The 17706-nt window shown below is 54.8% G+C and carries 19 protein-coding genes; 7 read left to right on the forward strand and 12 right to left on the reverse strand.

All coding sequences use genetic code 11. The annotated features are described in order from the left end of the window. The first annotated feature begins 6 nt into the window (after positions 1–6). A complete protein-coding gene (locus PYW49_RS00545) occupies positions 7–312 on the forward strand; it encodes a hypothetical protein (protein ID WP_134349912.1) in 306 nt (101 codons plus the stop codon). Here the strand turns inward: PYW49_RS00545 and PYW49_RS00550 are convergent, their stop codons facing one another. Continuing rightward, complete coding sequence (locus PYW49_RS00550; RefSeq protein WP_134349913.1) at positions 313–657, reverse strand: DUF488 domain-containing protein; 345 nt, start codon at positions 655–657, stop codon at positions 313–315. Positions 658–758: 101 nt separating this feature from the next. On the opposite strand from PYW49_RS00550, the gene PYW49_RS00555 reads away from it, so the two are divergent. Further along, on the forward strand, positions 759–1466 hold the full coding sequence (locus PYW49_RS00555; RefSeq protein ID WP_134349914.1) for a CTP synthase C-terminal region-related (seleno)protein: 708 nt from the start codon (positions 759–761) through the stop codon (positions 1464–1466). A 32-nt stretch (positions 1467–1498) separates the two neighbouring features. Here PYW49_RS00555 and PYW49_RS00560 read toward each other — a convergent pair whose 3' ends face one another. Then, positions 1499–2686, reverse strand: a complete 1188-nt coding sequence (locus PYW49_RS00560) for a CynX/NimT family MFS transporter (RefSeq protein ID WP_320385327.1) — start codon at positions 2684–2686, stop codon at positions 1499–1501. Positions 2687–2785: 99 nt separating this feature from the next. Between PYW49_RS00560 and PYW49_RS00565 the strand changes: the two genes are divergently transcribed. Further along, complete coding sequence (locus PYW49_RS00565) at positions 2786–3577, forward strand: AraC family transcriptional regulator (protein ID WP_320385328.1); 792 nt, start codon at positions 2786–2788, stop codon at positions 3575–3577. Here PYW49_RS00565 and PYW49_RS00570 read toward each other — a convergent pair. Next, a complete protein-coding gene (locus tag PYW49_RS00570; protein ID WP_024908579.1) occupies positions 3561–4007 on the reverse strand; it encodes a DUF441 domain-containing protein in 447 nt (148 codons plus the stop codon). The two genes, PYW49_RS00565 and PYW49_RS00570, sit on opposite strands and share 17 nt — an antisense overlap. 145 nt (positions 4008–4152) lie before the next feature. Between PYW49_RS00570 and yoaI the strand changes: the two genes are divergently transcribed. After that, on the forward strand, positions 4153–4257 hold the full coding sequence (gene yoaI / locus PYW49_RS00575) for a small membrane protein YoaI (RefSeq protein ID WP_134349917.1): 105 nt from the start codon (positions 4153–4155) through the stop codon (positions 4255–4257). A 21-nt stretch (positions 4258–4278) separates the two neighbouring features. Here yoaI and PYW49_RS00580 read toward each other — a convergent pair whose 3' ends face one another. From PYW49_RS00580 to yeaG, 3 genes are all read right to left on the reverse strand, one after another. Further along, positions 4279–4779 carry a YbaK/prolyl-tRNA synthetase associated domain-containing protein gene (locus PYW49_RS00580; RefSeq protein ID WP_320385329.1) on the reverse strand — a complete coding sequence of 167 codons (501 nt, stop codon included), beginning with the start codon at positions 4777–4779 and terminating at the stop codon, positions 4279–4281. A gap of 99 nt (positions 4780–4878) precedes the next feature. Next, complete coding sequence (locus PYW49_RS00585; RefSeq protein WP_134349918.1) at positions 4879–6162, reverse strand: YeaH/YhbH family protein; 1284 nt, start codon at positions 6160–6162, stop codon at positions 4879–4881. 74 nt (positions 6163–6236) lie between these two features. Then, the gene (gene yeaG / locus PYW49_RS00590; protein ID WP_008500713.1) at positions 6237–8171 is read right to left on the reverse strand and encodes a protein kinase YeaG; all 1935 of its coding nucleotides are present in this window, start codon (positions 8169–8171) and stop codon (positions 6237–6239) included. Between the two features lie 432 nt (positions 8172–8603). Here yeaG and PYW49_RS00595 point away from each other — a divergent pair, with 432 nt between their 5' ends. Next, positions 8604–9350: a MipA/OmpV family protein gene (locus tag PYW49_RS00595; protein WP_134349919.1), complete on the forward strand. Its 747-nt coding sequence runs from the start codon at positions 8604–8606 to the stop codon at positions 9348–9350. Positions 9351–9446: 96 nt separating this feature from the next. Here the strand turns inward: PYW49_RS00595 and PYW49_RS00600 are convergent, their stop codons facing one another. Together PYW49_RS00600 and gapA are read right to left on the reverse strand one after the other, a co-directional pair. Further along, complete coding sequence (locus PYW49_RS00600) at positions 9447–10331, reverse strand: D-hexose-6-phosphate mutarotase (protein ID WP_134349920.1); 885 nt, start codon at positions 10329–10331, stop codon at positions 9447–9449. 72 nt (positions 10332–10403) lie between these two features. Then, complete coding sequence (gene gapA, locus PYW49_RS00605) at positions 10404–11399, reverse strand: glyceraldehyde-3-phosphate dehydrogenase (RefSeq protein WP_010430074.1); 996 nt, start codon at positions 11397–11399, stop codon at positions 10404–10406. A gap of 341 nt (positions 11400–11740) precedes the next feature. Here gapA and msrB point away from each other — a divergent pair, with 341 nt between their 5' ends. Beyond that, positions 11741–12154 (forward strand): peptide-methionine (R)-S-oxide reductase MsrB, encoded by a 414-nt coding sequence (gene msrB / locus PYW49_RS00610; protein WP_320385330.1) that lies wholly within the window; start codon positions 11741–11743, stop codon positions 12152–12154. A gap of 41 nt (positions 12155–12195) precedes the next feature. Continuing rightward, positions 12196–12474, forward strand: coding sequence for a YeaC family protein (locus PYW49_RS00615; protein WP_320385331.1), 279 nt, complete (start codon positions 12196–12198; stop codon positions 12472–12474). Between the two features lie 61 nt (positions 12475–12535). On the opposite strand, the gene PYW49_RS00620 is transcribed toward PYW49_RS00615, so the two are convergent. The 4 genes from PYW49_RS00620 to sppA all read right to left on the reverse strand — a co-directional run bounded on the left by PYW49_RS00620 (position 12536) and on the right by sppA (position 17586). After that, complete coding sequence (locus PYW49_RS00620) at positions 12536–13792, reverse strand: glycoside hydrolase family 18 protein (protein WP_320385332.1); 1257 nt, start codon at positions 13790–13792, stop codon at positions 12536–12538. A 208-nt stretch (positions 13793–14000) separates the two neighbouring features. Beyond that, positions 14001–14642, reverse strand: a complete 642-nt coding sequence (gene pncA / locus PYW49_RS00625; protein ID WP_320385333.1) for a bifunctional nicotinamidase/pyrazinamidase — start codon at positions 14640–14642, stop codon at positions 14001–14003. Positions 14643–14651: 9 nt separating this feature from the next. Then, a complete protein-coding gene (gene ansA / locus PYW49_RS00630) occupies positions 14652–15668 on the reverse strand; it encodes an asparaginase (protein ID WP_320385334.1) in 1017 nt (338 codons plus the stop codon). Between the two features lie 61 nt (positions 15669–15729). Then, positions 15730–17586 (reverse strand): signal peptide peptidase SppA, encoded by a 1857-nt coding sequence (gene sppA, locus PYW49_RS00635; protein WP_320385335.1) that lies wholly within the window; start codon positions 17584–17586, stop codon positions 15730–15732. Positions 17587–17706: the final 120 nt, after the last annotated feature.

Raw genomic sequence — 17706 nt, forward strand, 5'->3', positions numbered from 1 at the left:
AGAAGTATGTTTCAGCTTAAACCGGGCAGCATGGCGATGATCGTGGGTGCCCGTACGGCGTCTGGCCGTCGCAATATTGGTAAATCTGTTGAGCTGTTTGGCCTTTGCCAGCCTGGAATGCGTTTCGTTAACCCGGTCAATGGCGTAATGACGCAGTTACCCGCTACCGCAGACCGCGCGCTTTGGCTGGTGACGGGTGATGTCTACGCCTTCGACAATCAGCACGGCTTTGCGTTTGTTCGCCCCGAACATCTGATGCCGCTCACCCCGGATGAAGCGCCGCAAATCGTGGATGAGTTGACGATCGGCTGATTACAGATGGCGCAGCCAGTCGGCTAATACCAGGGCGTGATTTTGCTCCGTGTTTTTTGCGCCGTAGAGCAGGGTGACGGTCTGCTTTTTTGCCAGTGCCGCCAGGCGCATTCCCTCGTCCGCATGCCGCGCCAGCTCTTCGCGATAGGCCTGACTGAAGGCTGAAAAATCAATGGTTTCGCTGTGAAAGGCCTTGCGTAATTCATTCGAAGGTGTGAGCGCTTTACACCATTCATCATACGCGAGGTCCGTTTTTTTAACTCCGCGTGGCCACAGTTTGTCCACCAGAACCCGATAGCCGTCGCCCGGACCTGCCTGTTCGTATACGCGTTTGCATTGAATCATAATTCCACCCTCCCAATTTAAGGTATTGTGATAATTGCAGAAGATCGGTAGTCTGAGGTTCCTTATGTTATCTGATAATTCTCTGGCATAAGGAACCTTTCATGGAACACCTCCCGGTTAAATCGACGCTGCGCATTGCGCTGGTGGGCGATTACAATCCCAATGTTATTGCGCATCAGGCGATCCCGCTGGCTATTGACGACGCCGCCGCAGTCCTTGACCTCACCGCCGATTACGACTGGCTTGCTACCACGGAGCTGACAAGCCCTGAGGATCTGGTGGGCTACGATGCTATCTGGCTGGTTCCTGCAAGCCCCTATAAAAACACGGAAGCCGCTTTTATCGCCGCGCGCTACGCCCGTGAAAACAGCATTCCGTTCCTTGGTACCTGCGGTGGGTTCCAGCATGCGTTGATTGAGTATGCCCGTAATGTGTTGGGCTGGAGCGATGCGGCACATGCTGAGACGGATACCGAAGGCACCATGGTGATTGCGCCGCTGACCTGCTCGCTGGTGGAAAAAACCGATGCGATTGAGCTGCGTAATAATACGCTGATTGCGAAAGCCTACGGCAGGTCGGAAATTAAAGAGGGGTATCACTGTAACTATGGCGTGTCGCCGGCGTTTGCACAGGCGCTGGAAAGCGGTGATATGCATGTTACGGGCTGGGACGACCAGGGAGAAATTCGTGCCGCGGAACTGGTTACGCATCCATTCTTTGTGATCACCTTATTCCAGCATGAGCGTGCCGCGCTGGAAGGACGTCCGGTCGTGCTGGTGCAGGCGATGCTGCGCGCGGCGCGCGGGTAAAAAAAGGCAGACCCGATGGTCTGCCTCTGGATTTAACGGGGCGCGATCTCCCGGTCTCGCCCGGCTAACACGCCGCAGATGGCCATTATCACGGCGGCTAGCGCGCAGCCCAGAAGTGGGATTTGCCAGTCTCCTGCGGTATCGTGAATTTTCCCCATCAGCGGGGGACCGCAGGCGGCGAGCAGGTAGCCAATCGACTGTGCCATTCCGGACAACGCCGCAGCCTGGTGTGCAGAGCTGGCGCGCAGGCCGATGAACGTCAGGCCGAGTATCATCGTTGCCCCGGAGCCAAAGCCAAACACCAGCGTCCACATTACCGCCATGTCAGGCATAAACCACAGGCCCGCCGCGCTTATCGCGCACATCAGCGCCACCGCGCCGGCGATCGCCCGCTGATCCTTCAGACGGTGGAGGATCAGTGGAACGGCAAGCCCCGGCACGGCCGTAGCCAGCTGTAACAGACCGTGCATCGAGCCGGCCTGCGCTTCGCTATAGCCGTGGCTGAGCAATATTGCCGGTAGCCAGCCGATGATGACGTAGTAAATCAGCGAGTTAATTCCCAAAAAGAGCGTCACCTGCCAGGCAAGGGCCGAGCGCCAGATCGCGCGATTATGCAGCGCGCCAGCGCCCGTTACCGTCGCGACGTGCTTCTGTCGCCACTGCGGCAGCCAGAGCAGCAGCGCGACCAGCGGAAACACCATCAGCATCAGCAGTGCGCCATGCCAGCCCGCCGCGCCCTGCGCCAGGGGAACAATCAGCGCCGAACCGAGCGCCGCCGACACGCCCATCGTCAGTGAATAGGCTCCGGTGAGTTTCGCCACCTGACCCGGAAAGTCGCGTTTAATTAATCCCGGTAACAGCACATTCCCCAGCGCTATCCCGCAGCCGATGACCGTCGTTCCAATGAAAAGCAGGGCGGCGGAAGGCAGGGAGCGCACGGCAATCCCGACGCAAATCAGCAGCAGGGCAATAAACAGGCTGCGCTCCATGCCGACACGCCGGGCCACCCCGGCGGCGAGCGGCGAGACAAGGGCGAAGGCCAGCAGAGGCAGGGTGGTCAGCAGACCGGTTTGCGCCGTGCTTAAGCCATAATCAAGACGAATAGTATCGAGCAGCGGGGCTGCCCCGGTAAAGGTGACGCGAAGCGTTGTGGCCATCATCAGGATACCTGCAATCAGCAGCGCGCCGTGTTTTCCTGAAGTGCGAATAGCAGTAGTCATTATGTTCTCATACGTTCAAGCGAGCGCACACAATACCGATTTTCTCAGCGGTTGAAATCAGGCTAAAATGACAGTTTATCGCTAATATCGGACAACCTGATGATTGGTCTTGGACTGGACGGCTACGATCCTGATAGCCAGCATGATGCGGCCGTCGCATTTCGCATCCGCGTGGTGGCGGAGGAACAATATATTCCCCGGCATCATCACCGTAAGGGGCAGCTGATTCTGGCCCTTGGCGGTGCGATCACCTGTGAAGTGGAAAATGCCATGCTGATGGTACCGCCCCAGTACGCCGTCTGGATCCCCGGCCAAATGCCGCACAGCAACAGGGCTACGCCGGGTGCGCAGCTCTGCTTTTTGTTCATTGAACCGGGAGCTGCCAGCTTGCCCGAGCGCTGCTGCACCCTGAAAATCTCCCCCCTGGTGCGGGAACTGATTTTATCGCTCGCGGAAAAATCGCGTGAACAGCTCTCTCTTGCGGCAACATCGCGCCTGGTGGACGTCCTGTTTGACGAGCTGCCGCTCCAGCGCCAGGAGCATCTGCAGTTGCCCGTCTCGCCCCATCCAAAAATCCGGCTGATGAGCGAAAAAATGGCGGAAGAGCCCGCGGCCTGGCAGACGCTGGCGCAGTGGGCGAGCCACTTTGCCATGAGCGAACGCAACCTGGCACGGCTGGTGGTGAAAGAGACCGGCTTAAGCTTTCGCCGCTGGCGGCACCAGCTGCAGCTGATTGTGGCGCTACAGCATTTGATTGGCGGGAAATCGGTACAGCAGGTGGCACAGTCACTGGGTTATGACTCTACCACCGCGTTTATCACCATGTTTAAGAAGGGGCTGGGTCAGACACCGGCGCGTTATATGGCCAGCCTGACTACGACTTCCCAATAAACAGAGAGACAAGGCCTGCCGCAATCAGCGGGCCCACCGGAACGCCGCGAAAGAGCGCGACGCCCAGCACGGTACCCACCAGCAGACCCGCCACCAGCGAGGGCTGGCTGCTCATTAGCGTCACGCCGCGTCCGCCCAGCCACGAGACGAAAATCCCCACCGCGATCGCCACCAGCGATTTCCAGTTTACAAACGAGTGCAGCAGCGTTGAGGCGGGAAGCGTGCCGCTGGCGATGGGCGCCATTACCCCAATGGTTAAAATGATGATCCCGATGGTGAGGCCTTGTTTTTCTATCCACGGGAAAAAGGTATTTAACGGGGTCACGCGAACAATAATCAGCACCAGAATCGAGATGGCGACGGTGGTGTTATGGCTGACAAAGCCGAGCGCGGCGAGTGCCAGAAGAATGAGCAGAGTAGGGTCAAACATAGGGAATCCTTGCCAAAATAATCAACCTGATTACTGTACGCGGAAAAACGGCGCAGGACAGTTTTAAAAAGATTTTATCGCTGTCATAACCTTGTCATTTACGCGGATTAAAACAAAGGCAGATACCGCAAAAGGGGTCGCCGTCATGAACGATCACATGTTTGTTGAAACGCTGATTATCTCCTCATCGTTTTTCGCTATTGCCGTTATTCTCGTCGCCTCCGTGCTGTTTCTGGATAGAAAGGGCTGACAGAAACGCCCGTCATCGCGGTTACGCTTTATGGAATGTCACAAGCTCGGGACGGGCGATTCGCAGGTAGTCCTGGGTATCCATAATCACGGATTTCTCCAGCAGGCCGGCGTTAAACGCGATTTCGTCAAAGCGCTCAAACAGCAGCGGGTCGGCAACCAGCGCCAAATCAGGATGGAAGCTAAAGGGCGGGATAGCGCCGAAAACGCAGGCGGTCAGGGCATCGACTTCGGCCGGGCTGGCGAGAGAGGCTTTTAGCCCACCAAAATGGCTGGCAAGGTGGCTGAGATCGGCCTGCAGATCGGCGGCCAGGATCGCCAGCACGTGTTTTTTTACGCCATTACCCTTCACTTTGCAGACCAGGGCTTTTGCACCTTGCCGCAGGTCGGTCCCGCGAATTTCACTCACCGCTTCGCACTTCCCGACCGCCTCGTGCTCCATGACGCGAAAGCGTGCGCCCTGCTCGGTGAGTAAGGTAATCAGTTGCTGGTGGGTTCCTGTTCCAATAACGTCGTCAGTCATAACGATTTTCCCGGTGATAATCCAGTATGCAGCTTGCTACATTAGCACGGGATGAACGGGGTCGAAAGAGAACAGCCAGCGAGTTCGCTGGCTGTGGGATTATGCATTGCTGGTGGCAGATTGCTTGTGGAACAGCTCCCTGAACACGGGATAAATATCATCCTGGTCACGGATATGCTGCATGGCAAAATTATCGAACATCGACTGCAGATGTTCATACTCCCGCCACAGGGTCTGGTGTGCGCGACGGGTGATTTCGATATAGCTGTAGTAACGCACTACCGGCAGGATTTTCTTCGCCAGAATGTCGTGACACAGCGGTGAGTCGTCGGCCCAGTTATCGCCATCCGACGCCTGCGCAGCATAAATATTCCACTGCGACGGGTCGTAACGCTCTTTCACCACTTCATCCATCAGCTTCAGGGCGCTTGATACGATGGTCCCACCGGTCTCCTGCGAGTAGAAGAACTCATGTTCATCCACCTCTTTCGCCTGGGTGTGGTGGCGGATATAAACCACCTCCACGTTCTTATAGGTTCTGCTCAGGAACAGGTAGAGCAGAATATAAAAACGCTTCGCCATGTCTTTGGTGGCCTGGTCCATTGAGCCGGAAACGTCCATCAGGCAGAACATCACCGCCTGGCTGGAGGGTTCCGGACGTTTTTCGTAGTTCTTGTAGCGCAGGTCGAAGGTGTCGATAAACGGGACCCGTTCGATCTTCGCCCTCAGCTCTGCAATCTCTTTACGCAGGCGCTCCTCTTCCAGCAGTTGCGCCGGCTCCGTGTTTTCCACAACCTTCAGACTGCTCTCCAGCTCGCGCAGTTCACGACGTTTACCTGCCGTCATGGCCGTGCGTCGCGCCAGGGAATTCTGCAATGAACGCACGACGCTGATATTGGCGGGCACGCCGTTTGCGGTATAGCCCGCGCGGTGGGTTTTATATTCATTTAGCTGACGATGCTGATTCTTTTTCAGATTCGGCAGCGCCAGGTCTTCAAACAACAGGTCGAGATATTCGTCTTTCGAGATCTGGAAGACAAATTCGTCCTGACCTTCACCGTCCTGGCTGGCCTGTCCCTGACCGCTTCCTGAACCACCGCCGCCGCCCTGAGGACGCTCGATTCTGTCGTTCTGAACGAAGTGGTCATTACCTGGGTGTACGCGATGGCGCAGGCCGCCTCGCCCCTGATGAAACATCGGTTCGCTGATGTCATCGGTGGGGATGGAGACAGACTCGCCGCTGTCGACGTCGGTCACCGAGCGTTTGTTGATGGCCTCGGAGATAGACTGTTTAATTTGCGCTTTATAACGACGCAAGAAGCGCTGGCGGTTCACCGTGCTCTTGTTTTTGCCGTTAAGACGCCGGTCAATAAACCAGGTCATATACCCCCCGTACTGCATTTGCCAACTTGCATTTTGTAGGCCCGGCAAGCGCTAAACGCTACCGGGCACTTGTTTTAAGACGATTTACGCACGCGCAGATACCATTCGCAGAGCAGGCGAACCTGTTTGCGGGTGTAGCCTTTTTCCATCATACGGTCGACAAAATCGTCGTGTTTTTTCTGCTCATCGGTTGAGGTTTTGGCGTTAAACGAGATCACCGGCAGCAGTTCTTCGGTATTGGAGAACATTTTCTTCTCAATGACCGTGCGCAGTTTCTCGTAGCTGGTCCAGTTCGGATTGCGTCCGTTGTTATGCGCTCTGGCGCGCAGGACGAAGTTCACAATCTCGTTACGGAAGTCTTTCGGGTTGCTGATCCCGGCAGGCTTCTCGATTTTTTCCAGCTCCGCGTTCAGGGATTCACGGTCAAACAGCTGGCCGGTATCCGGATCGCGGTACTCCTGATCCTGGATCCAGAAGTCAGCGTAGGTGACATAACGGTCGAAAATGTTCTGCCCGTATTCTGAATAGGATTCCAGGTAGGCCGTCTGGATCTCTTTGCCAATGAACTCAGCGTATTTCGGGATCAGGTAACCTTTCAGGAACTCAAGGTAGCGTTCAGCCTGCTCCTGCGGGAACTGCTCGCGTTCGATTTGCTGCTCCAGCACGTAGAACAGATGAACCGGGTTGGCCGCCACTTCCGCATGGTCGAAGTTAAAGACGCGGGAGAGGATCTTAAACGCGAAACGCGTGGACAGACCGTTCATCCCTTCATCGACCCCGGCGTAATCGCGGTATTCCTGGTACGACTTCGCTTTCGGATCGGTATCTTTCAGGCTCTCACCGTCATAGACGCGCATTTTAGAGTAGATGCTGGAGTTTTCCGGCTCTTTCAAACGCGAAAGGATGGAGAAGCGAGACAGCGTTTCCAGGGTGCCCGGCGCGCAGGGAGCATGCACCAGCTCACTGTGATTAAGCAGTTTCTCGTAAATTTTGATCTCTTCGGAGATCCGCAGGCAATAAGGCACTTTGACGATGTAAACACGGTCAAGGAAGGCCTCATTGTTTTTGTTATTGCGGAAGGTCACCCATTCAGATTCGTTCGAGTGGGCGAGAATAATTCCGTTAAACGGCAGGGCGGAGATACCTTCCGTCCCGTTGTAGTTCCCTTCCTGAGTAGCCGTCAGCAGAGGATGCAGCACTTTGATCGGTGCTTTAAACATCTCGACGAATTCCATAATCCCCTGGTTAGCGCGGCACAGGGCACCCGAATAACCGTAGGCATCCGGGTCATTCTGCGCGAAGTTTTCCAGCTTACGGATGTCGACTTTACCCACCAGGGCCGAAATGTCCTGGTTGTTCTCATCACCGGGTTCTGTTTTGGCGATGGCGATCTGTTCGAGGATAGATGGCCAGACTTTCACCACGCGGAATTTGGTGATATCGCCACCAAACTCGTGAAGACGTTTAGCCGCCCACGGTGACATGATGGTGCCGAGATAGCGACGCGGGATGCCATACTCTTTATCAAGAATTTGCGCATCTTCCTGCGGATTGAACAGGCACAGCGGATGGTCGTTCACCGGGCTGCGCTCGCCGTTAGCGCTCAGTACATAGATAGGGACGCGCTGCATCAGCGACTTCAGGCGTTCAGCCAGCGAGGATTTACCGCCACCCACCGGACCGAGTAAATAGAGGATCTGTTTCTTCTCTTCCAGACCCTGAGCGGCATGCTTCAGATAGGAAACAATCTGTTCGATGGCATCTTCCATACCATAGAACTCTTCAAACGCCGGGTATCGGGCGACTACCCGATTCGAAAAGAGACGGGAAAGCCGGGGTTCCAGGGCAGTATCAACCATGTTTGGCTCACCAATAGCCATCAATAGCCGTTCTGCCGCATTGGCATAGGCACTGCGATCTTGCCGACAGATGGTAAGAAACTCCTGCAGTGTGAACTCTTCGTCCTTGGCAGCTTCATAGCGCTGGCGATAGTGATCGAATATATTCATGGCATGCCGTCCTTTCGTTTTTTTAGCACAGGATAAGAGCCGTTCGTATGAGTAGTGGAGGCTCCCGGAAGAGAATCTCTCGCACCTCACTGCCAGAGCAGCAACCTGTGTGCCAGGTCAGACGCTAAGAACCGCAGGGTGTTCAGGAAAACTCTTCTTAAATTAAAGCGTAGATGGCATTTGCAAAACTTGCATGCCGATAAAATCTACTTTCAATGACATATCAATAACTCATCCAAAAATTTCCACTGTGGTTCTAAGCCAAAAGCACCTTTTTCATACAGTGGTCATATAAATGAAAGTGGGCTGTCATCTGAAAAGTTAAAAATAACGGGTTAATCAGACTGATTAGCAGGCAAAAAATTTTGGGATGTACGGGAATGGCGGTTACACTTCATCCGCTGATTATTTGACTACAGGAAAGAATGGATTGTGACCAAACTCAAACTTCTGGCATTGGGCATCCTTGCCGCGACCGCAGTGAGCACCGCACAGGCGGAAAGTCAGTGGACGGTTGGTGCGGGCGTTGGCGTCATTAACAGCCCGTATAAACAGTATGACCGCGATGTTTATCCCGTTCCCGTTGTCACCTATGAAGGCGATAACGTCTGGTTCCGTGGGCTCGGCGGCGGCTACTATCTCTGGAACGATACGGCCGATAAGCTCTCCATCATGGCCTACTACGACCCAACGCACTTCAAGCCGGGAGACAGCGACAGCCATGCGCTTCGCCAGCTCGACAAGCGCAAAAGCTCCATGATGGCGGGTCTCTCGTATGTGCATAACACCCAGTATGGTTTCCTGCGAACTGCTCTGGCGGGTGATACACTGGATAACAGCAACGGCTTTATCTGGGATCTGGCGTGGTTATATCGCTACACCAACGGTGCGCTGACCCTGACGCCAGGTATCGGTGTGCAGTACAACAGCGAGAACTACAACGACTACTATTACGGCGTGTCTAAAAACGAGTCCCGCCGCAGTGGTCTGAAAAGCTATAGCGCTGATGACGGCTGGGATCCCTACCTGGAGCTGACCGCGAGCTACAACTTCCTCGGTGACTGGAGCGTATACGGTACCGGTCGCTATGAGCGTTTGAGCGATGAAGTGAAGGATAGCCCGATGGTTGATAAATCATGGGCAGGCATTTTCTCTGTCGGTGTGACCTACAAGTTCTGATTGCGCACTGAAATCGTGCAATTTATGCATCAAAACGGGGCGCTTGCGCCCCGTTTGCTTTGGTGTGGTGCAGTGAAGCAGGGGAGGATAAATACCTTAGCGCTTCACGATTTTAATCGTCTGCCCTAAACGAGACGGCTTTTCGTCGCTCGCTTTTTGCGGGGTGCTCACGCAGGCGGTTTCCACGCAGACAAACGTTTTGTAACCCTCATCCGTCATGTCGGCCATGCTGACAGAAAGCGCCGGACCCGGGTTCCAGCCCACTACGTCGCTGTGATGATGATGAACGACTTCAATTCCACGGTTCAGCGCGCCGTCGTGGATCACGCTGCAGGCTTCCGGGTGCAAATAGACGCGGTCGGTACGGTCAGGGAACGTTTGTACCCCGTCGCTCAGTTTACCTTCTTTGGCGTTATCTACTTTGTCGATAAAGGTATAGCCAAGGCCGCTCACCTTCACTGCGCTGATATCACCCACGTTGAAGTAGGTATGCAGGGCAGCGGTGGTTTCGAATTCACCGTGGGCTTCCAGTTCGATTTCGCAGGTTTTGCTCAGCTTAAAGCGGGCGTACAGGGTGAAATCGTGCGGCCAGAGGGCGCGGGTTTCATCATTCGCCTGCAGCTCAAAGGTCAGCACTGCGCCGTTTTCATCTTCATTATGCGCTTTCAGGGTCCACTGCTGGTTACGGGCAAACCCGTGAGAAGGCAAACCCGGCTGTGCGGACGGGCCGAACCACGGCCAGCAGATCGGTACACCACCGCGGATAGCCGCCCCTTTTTTGAAAGAGGTCGCATCGCTCAGCCATAAACCTTCGGCTTCACCTTCCGGTTTCCAGGAGAGCAGGTGAGCGCCGTTCAGCGCCACGGAGGCCTTCACGCGTGGATGGTCAACGACGATAACGTCGGCACCGTCAATCTGACGGCGGGAAAGCACAGGGGTAAGTTGTTCGACTACCGGAAGTGCAAAAATTTTATTAATCATTAAGCAATCCTCTGTCTTATAAATAAAAAAGGCGACCGAAGTCGCCTTTTTGGATCAAGCACTCATCTCAACTTATTTGGAGATGTGAGCGATCAGGTCCAGTACTTTGTTAGAGTAGCCGGTTTCGTTGTCGTACCAGGATACCAGTTTAACGAAGTTGTCGTTCAGTGCGATACCTGCTTTAGCATCGAACACGGAAGTGCACACTTCGCCGTTGAAATCGGTAGAAACAACGTCGTCTTCGGTGTAGCCCAGAACGCCTTTCATTGCGCCTTCGGAAGCAGCTTTGATTGCTTTCTTAATTTCTTCATAAGAAGCAGCTTTTTCCAGACGAACGGTCAGGTCAACAACGGATACGTTAGGAGTTGGAACGCGGAACGCCATACCAGTCAGTTTACCGTTCAGCTCTGGCAGTACAACGCCTACAGCTTTAGCAGCACCGGTAGAAGATGGGATGATGTTCTGAGCCGCGCCACGGCCGCCGCGCCAGTCTTTGTGAGACGGGCCATCAACGGTTTTCTGAGTAGCGGTGGTAGCGTGAACGGTGGTCATCAGGCCTTCAACGATACCGAAGTTGTCGTTGATAACTTTAGCCAGCGGTGCCAGGCAGTTGGTGGTGCAGGATGCGTTGGAAACGATGTCCTGGCCAGCATATTTTTCGAAGTTTGCACCACGAACGAACATTGGGGTGTTGTCTTTGGAAGGACCAGTCAGAACAACTTTCTTCGCACCAGCGGTGATGTGTTTACGCGCGGTTTCGTCGGTCAGGAAGATACCGGTAGCTTCAGCTACAACGTCAACACCAATTTCGTTCCATTTCAGGTTAGCTGGGTCTTTCTCAGCAGTAACGCGGATGGTTTTACCGTTAACAACCAGGTGGCCGTCTTTCACTTCAACGGTGCCGTCGAAACGACCGTGAGTTGAGTCGTACTTCAGCATGTACGCCATGTATTCAGCGTCCAGGAGATCGTTGATACCAACGATTTCGATGTCAGAACGTTTCTGAGCAGCACGGAAAACAATACGGCCGATACGGCCAAAACCGTTGATACCTACTTTGATAGTCATATATTCCACCAGCTATTTGTTAGTGAATAAAAGGTTGCCTGTAAAATTACAAAAACCTTACGCAGCGTCAAGCGGAATCGTGTCAATCATTGCGACAAATCAATCCTGTGACTAACGTTTGTGCGACTGACTCGCCTCACTTTCCCTTTGAGCTTGCAACCAAATGGGGGCTGCGCCCGGAATTTTAAAGTCCTCGCAGGATAAAAATGTGAACATGATCACAATTGCCTGACCGCCTTTTCGCGACACATAAGTTTAGATCAAAAGTGCACGCAAGGGTGTTAATGTTTTGTTAGAATCCGGGTTAAAAGATGTCTGTTTCTACAGCGAGATGTAAGCATATGTCGAACCAACGTAACCCTGATGATTTGAAAAAAAACCTCACAGAAATGCAGTTTTACGTGACGCAGAATCACGGAACGGAACCGCCATTCACCGGGCGTTTACTGCACAACAAGCGAGACGGCGTCTACCACTGCCTGGTCTGTGATGCCCCTCTGTTCAATTCACAAACGAAATTTGATTCTGGCTGCGGCTGGCCGAGCTTTTTCGAGCCGGTGAGCGATGAGGCAATCCGCTACCTGACCGACTCGTCGCACGGTATGGTGCGCACGGAAATTCGCTGCGGCACCTGCGATGCGCACCTGGGACACGTCTTCCCGGATGGCCCTCAGCCAACGGGTGAGCGTTTCTGCGTGAATTCGGCTTCAATGAGCTTCACTGACGACGAAAACGGCGACCAGATCAAGGGTTGAAAAAACGATTCAGCAAATTATTCCTTTGAAAGGGGACGATTTTGAATATTGATGACATGATTAACGGCATGACGCCGGAGATTTATCAGCGTCTGGTAACCGCCGTAGAGCTGGGTAAATGGCCCGATGGCGTCGCGCTGACGCCGGAGCAAAAAGAGAACAGCCTGCAGCTGGTGATGTTGTGGCAGGCGCGCAATAACACCAACGCGCAGCACATGACGATCGACACCCAGGGTCAGATGGTGATGAAGAGCAAGCGTGAGCTGAAAGAGGACTTTGGCATCACGCCGAAGCCGATTGTGACGATGAAGATGCAATAACGGCGTGGGTTGATAGGCTCACCCAACCCTCTCCCACAGGGGAGAGGGCTTGATTGCCTCACTACTTGTGCGGGATCCCGAGCGACTCCGCCAGCTGCTTCGCTAGCAGGTTTTCGTCATCCGCACCGTACTCCCAGAACATTGCCCCGGCGAGACCTTTCTCTTTTATATAGCCCGCTTTTATCGCAACGGAGCGTGGGTTCTCATACGAAATCGCAAACAGCGCGTTGCCATCGGCACCTTTCACCGACAGCCACGGCACTTTTGCCTGTTCATCCCAATGCTCGGTAAAACGCTTTTGCGGATCGTTCAGCAGCTTCTTCACGATATCGTTGTACTTCACATAGGTATCTTTGCTCAGGTCATAGCCGAGTGACCTGAACAACTCAATTTCCTGAGGTCCGAAGTAGGGCTGCGTGGCCGGATTTTTTTGCGCATCGGGTTTCGTCCAGTCAATGCCCGGCTCCACCGCGCGTTTTGGCACGCGGCCATAGAAACCGATTCCGAGGTTCATCTGCTGCGGCTTCAGCCCGGCGGCCAGATAGTTGTTCACCACAAAATCCACGCTGTATTTGTCCGCGGCGGCCACCGTCGGCCAGGCGCGGGAGTCATACAGGTTGGCGTTGAAGTACTGCGTACCGTACGCCATGTCGTAGGTCATCAGGTTGATGTAGTCGAGCAGGGGAGCGACGGCTTTGACATCCACCCAGCTTTTCGGACTTTCCGCATTGGCGCCTACCGCAATGGTAACCAGCTTTTTGTGCCCGAAGGCGGCGCGCATCTCTTTTAGCAGGGCGGTGAAGTTATCCCGGTCGGCGGGCTGGCTTGCGACCAGTCCCCACGCACCGTTTACCGGATACTCCCAGTCGAGATCGATCCCGTCCAGACCGTATTTGTCGACAATCTCCTGCGCGGAGCGGATAAATACCGCGCGACTCTCTTTGGTTGCCGCTGCGCCAGAGAAGCCACGCGCGCCCCAGCCGCCAACGGAGAGCAGGACTTTCAGGTTCGGATTTTGTTTACGCAGGGTAGGGATTAATGCGAGGTCGGAGGCGACTTTGGGCGATAACCAGATCTGGTGCAGCTTTGACGGATCTTTCAGTGCGGCGTTGGTTTCGTCTTTTTCATCGTTATAGACCAGACCAAACGAGTAGTTCAGATGAGTAATCTGGCGGACGTCTAATTTGTTGATGTCGCCACCCGGTCCGGCGGTTACATCGCCACCCCCATTGAAGTAGCCCACGGACATCAGGGAATTGGCTGAGGCAAGTGACGCGCAAAGCAAGGGCAATGCTGCCAGCAAGGGCAAACGTTTCATACAAGTTCCTCTTTGACTAAACAAAACAACCACGCCACAGAAAAGGCGTGGCGAAAAAACAACCTGACGAGAATAGCATTGCCGCTTCGCTGAGGATGCGAGGGAGTTCACTTTATGGGGATTGGGGAAGAAATGCCGGGTGGCGACTGGCCTACTTTCTTTGGTTTTGTAGGCCGGGTAAGCGCAGCGCCACCCGGCTAAAAAAGGCTTACGCCTGCGTCTCCAGCCAGTCTTCGAGCGTATACAGCGTTGCGCCTTCCGCGGCCATATCCATAAACGCCTGGGCGCTGTCCTGCGGCTGAATGTTCACCCCGCGGCAGCCGTCGGTGATCACGCTGACGGTATAGCCTAACTGGAGCGCGTCCAGCACGGTAAACTTCACGCAGTAATCCGTTGCCAGGCCCAGCACAATCAGCTCCGTGATTTCATGGTGACGTAACCACGCGTCCAGCGCTGTTTTCTGGCGATGCCCGTTATCAAAAAACGCGCTATAGCTGTCGATAGCCGGGTTTTCACCTTTATGGAACACCGCATCGATGCCCTTCTGATTCAGGAGCGGATGCAGCTCCGCGCCTTCCGTCTGCTGCACGCAGTGATCCGGCCAGAAGGTTTGTGGCAATCCGTCGAGTTCACCCTGAGTGAAAGGCTCAACGCTGTGCTGGCTGGCAAAGCTGCCGTGGTTAGCCGGGTGCCAGTCCTGACTCGCGACAACCGCTTCACTGCGGGCTTTGCACCAGTCAATCAGCGTGTTTGCCACGTCAACGGTGCTGTCACCTTCGGCGACGGCCAGCGCACCGCCCGCGCAGAAATCATTTTGCAAATCGACCAGGAGCAGGGCGCGTTGCTTCATGAGACCTCCTTATTCGTCAGGCGTCAGTTCGCCGCGCAGGTTTTGCATCATCGCGCTGCGAATGGACTGAATATCCAGATCCTGACTCAGTAAATAGTGAAGTTTAGTCAGCGTTGCCTCAACGGTCATATCGAAGCCGCTGATTACTCCCGCATGCGCCAGCGCGTTGCCGGTGGCATAGCCGCCCATGTTGACTTTACCGGACATACACTGCGTCAGGTTTACCACCACAATCCCGCGCTCGCTGGCTTCCTGAAGCTCTTTCAGGAATTCGCCGTTCTGCGGCGCATTGCCTACGCCGTAGGAGCGCAAAATCAGCGCTTTGACAGGCTGGCGCAGGAAGTTACGCACCACATCCGCAGAGATACCCGGGTAGATGGTGACCACGCCAATCGGTTGCGGAGTGATCGGATGCACAATCAGCTCGCCGGCAGTATTTGGCGCAGGCGGTGTTCCCAGACGACGGATATGAATGCCCGCCTCCAGCAAAGGCTGCAGGTTTGGCGAGGCGAAGGCGTCAAAACCGTCGGCATGGGCTTTGGTGGTGCGGTTCCCGCGATAGAGGCGGTTGTTAAAGAACAACGACACTTCGTTAATCGGGTAATTCGCCGCAACGTACAGGGAGTTAAGCAGGTTGATCTGACCGTCTGAGCGTAGTTCCGCCAGCGGAATTTGCGACCCGGTGACGATTACCGGCTTGCCGAGGTTCTCCAGCATGAAGGAGAGCGCCGAGGCGGTAAAGGCCATGGTGTCGGTACCATGCAGGATCACAAAGCCGTCGTACTGGTCGTAATGGGCTCTAATGTCGTCCGCGATGTGCTGCCAGTCTTCCGGCGTCATATCGGAAGAGTCCATCAGCGGCTCGTATTCGTGGATCGTAAAGTCAGGCATTTCCGGACGGTGGAATTCTGGCATCAGCGCAAGCTGACGCTGAAGATGACCGGAGACAGGGATATAGCCGTTTTCAGAGCGCTGCATACCGATGGTACCGCCGGTGTAGGCTACATAAATCGATTTCTTCTGCATGGTAGTGAGTTCTTGTTATTCAAAAGAAAAAATCCCCCCTTCGCGAGAAGAGGGGACGGTTTTAACGGACGTTAGCGCAGGTCAGGCAAAACGCGTAACGACTTTGTGGATCGTTAAAGGCCGCAAGCTTATCGCTTTCCGCCTTCATCGCTTTCGCTGCCGTGGCAACCGGCGCTGGCAGGTAAGCCTGCATCGCCTCCGGCAGCATGGCGCGTACCGAGCCGGACATGCTGTCCATGACCATATCGAAGAACGACGGCTCGTCCTGGTAATACTCGATATGCCACTGCTTGAGCTTTGCCAGTTCGGCGGCTTTCTTCACCGCGTCATCGAAGTCGCCCAGGCTGTCGACCAGACCGTTGCTCTTCGCATCCTGGCCGGTCCAGACGTGGCCCTGTGCAATCTGGTCGATCTGCTCAGGCGTCTTTTTACGCGAGTCCGCTACCAGGGTGATAAAGCGTTTATAGCCATTCTCAATGCTGAGCTGCATCATCTCAGAGACTTCTGGCGGCAGGGATTTTGTCACCGACACATCCGCCAGCGGAGAGGTGGCAACGCCATCGGTATGCACGCCCAGAGAATCCAGGCTGTTTTCCACGGTGTTGATGACCCCGAAGATGCCAATTGAGCCGGTCAGCGTGCTTGGGTTGGCGACGATGTAGTTGGCTGGCGTTGAGATCCAGTACCCTCCGGAGGCGGCCATTCCGCCCATTGATACGACTACCGGCTTGCCGGCGGCTCGTGCCGCAGCCAGTTCAGCGCGGATTACCTCGGAGGCGCTGACGCTGCCGCCAGGGCTGTTCACCCGCAGGACAATCGCTTTCACTTTCGGATCGAGGCGAGCATCGCGGATTTGTGACGCGGTAGTATCGCCGCCCACGTTCCCCGGGGTCTCCTGACCGTCCATGATGGCACCGTTCGCAAAGACGACCGCAACGCTGTCACCGTTCTCATCCGGTTTTTTCGTCGAGTAATCATACATGCTGATGGCGCTGTAATTTTTGTCCTCTTTGCTCCAGCCAAACTGTTTGCTCAGGGATTTTTCAATCTCGGCGCTGGTGCCCAGGGCATCAACCAGTTTGTTATCAAGCGCATATTTCGCGGTATCACCGTCAACTTTGCGCAGACCCTCCAGCACGCCCTGCGCGCCAGGGAACACCTGCTCAGGTGTAATCTGGCGGTTAGCGGCAACGGTGCCCAGATAGTTCTGCCACAGTTCGCCAATCCAGCGGCTGTCTGCTTCACGGGCGGCAGGGGACATGTCATCGCGGATAAACGGCTCAACCGCAGACTTATAGGTCCCGACGCGGAAGACGTGGGTGGTGACCTTCAGCTTGTCGAGCAGAGACTTGTAGTACAGGCCGTTGGTGGCAAAGCCGTGCAGATCGACCGTCCCCTGCGGGGAGAGCCAGATTTTGTTGGCAAAGCTCGCCAGATAATATTGCCCCTGGCTGTAGCTGTCGCCCACGGCAATCACCGGCTTGCCGCTGTCGCGGAATTCGCGCAGCGCTTTACCGATGTACTGCATTGAAGGCTGATCGCCTCCGGCAAAATCTTTCAGATCCAGCACGATCCCGGTGATGTTACGATCGTCTTTCGCCTGACGGATGGAATCAACGATATCGAACAGCGAGTTTTCCTGCAGACGGTCTGAAGTTGCGCCAAACAGCTGGCGACCAATCACGCTCAGGCGACTGCTGGTGGAAGGCTTATCAACGATCACGCCGGTGATATCGAGTAATAGCGCGCCGCGCGTTGAGTGCTGCGCCTGATTTGCACTGCTGATGTGCATCCAGATGCCCGCGCAAACCAGAACCAGGAAGATGAAGAAGATATTCATCACCAGGTTGCGGACGAAGTTGAGCAGTCTCCACGTCCATTTAAAGAAACCGGCAATAATTCGCCAAAGGGTTCGCATGTATTCTCCCTAACCAGAAAATGACTGTTTCCGTCGCCACTGGACGGTAATGTTGGGTTATCGTAATGACCCAACCGCCACTTGTCAGCAGGAATCGCCTGCCAGGCTGTAACAAAATCT

Source organism: Enterobacter chinensis (assembly GCF_034008295.1).
GTDB classification, from domain to species: domain Bacteria; phylum Pseudomonadota; class Gammaproteobacteria; order Enterobacterales; family Enterobacteriaceae; genus Enterobacter; species Enterobacter chinensis.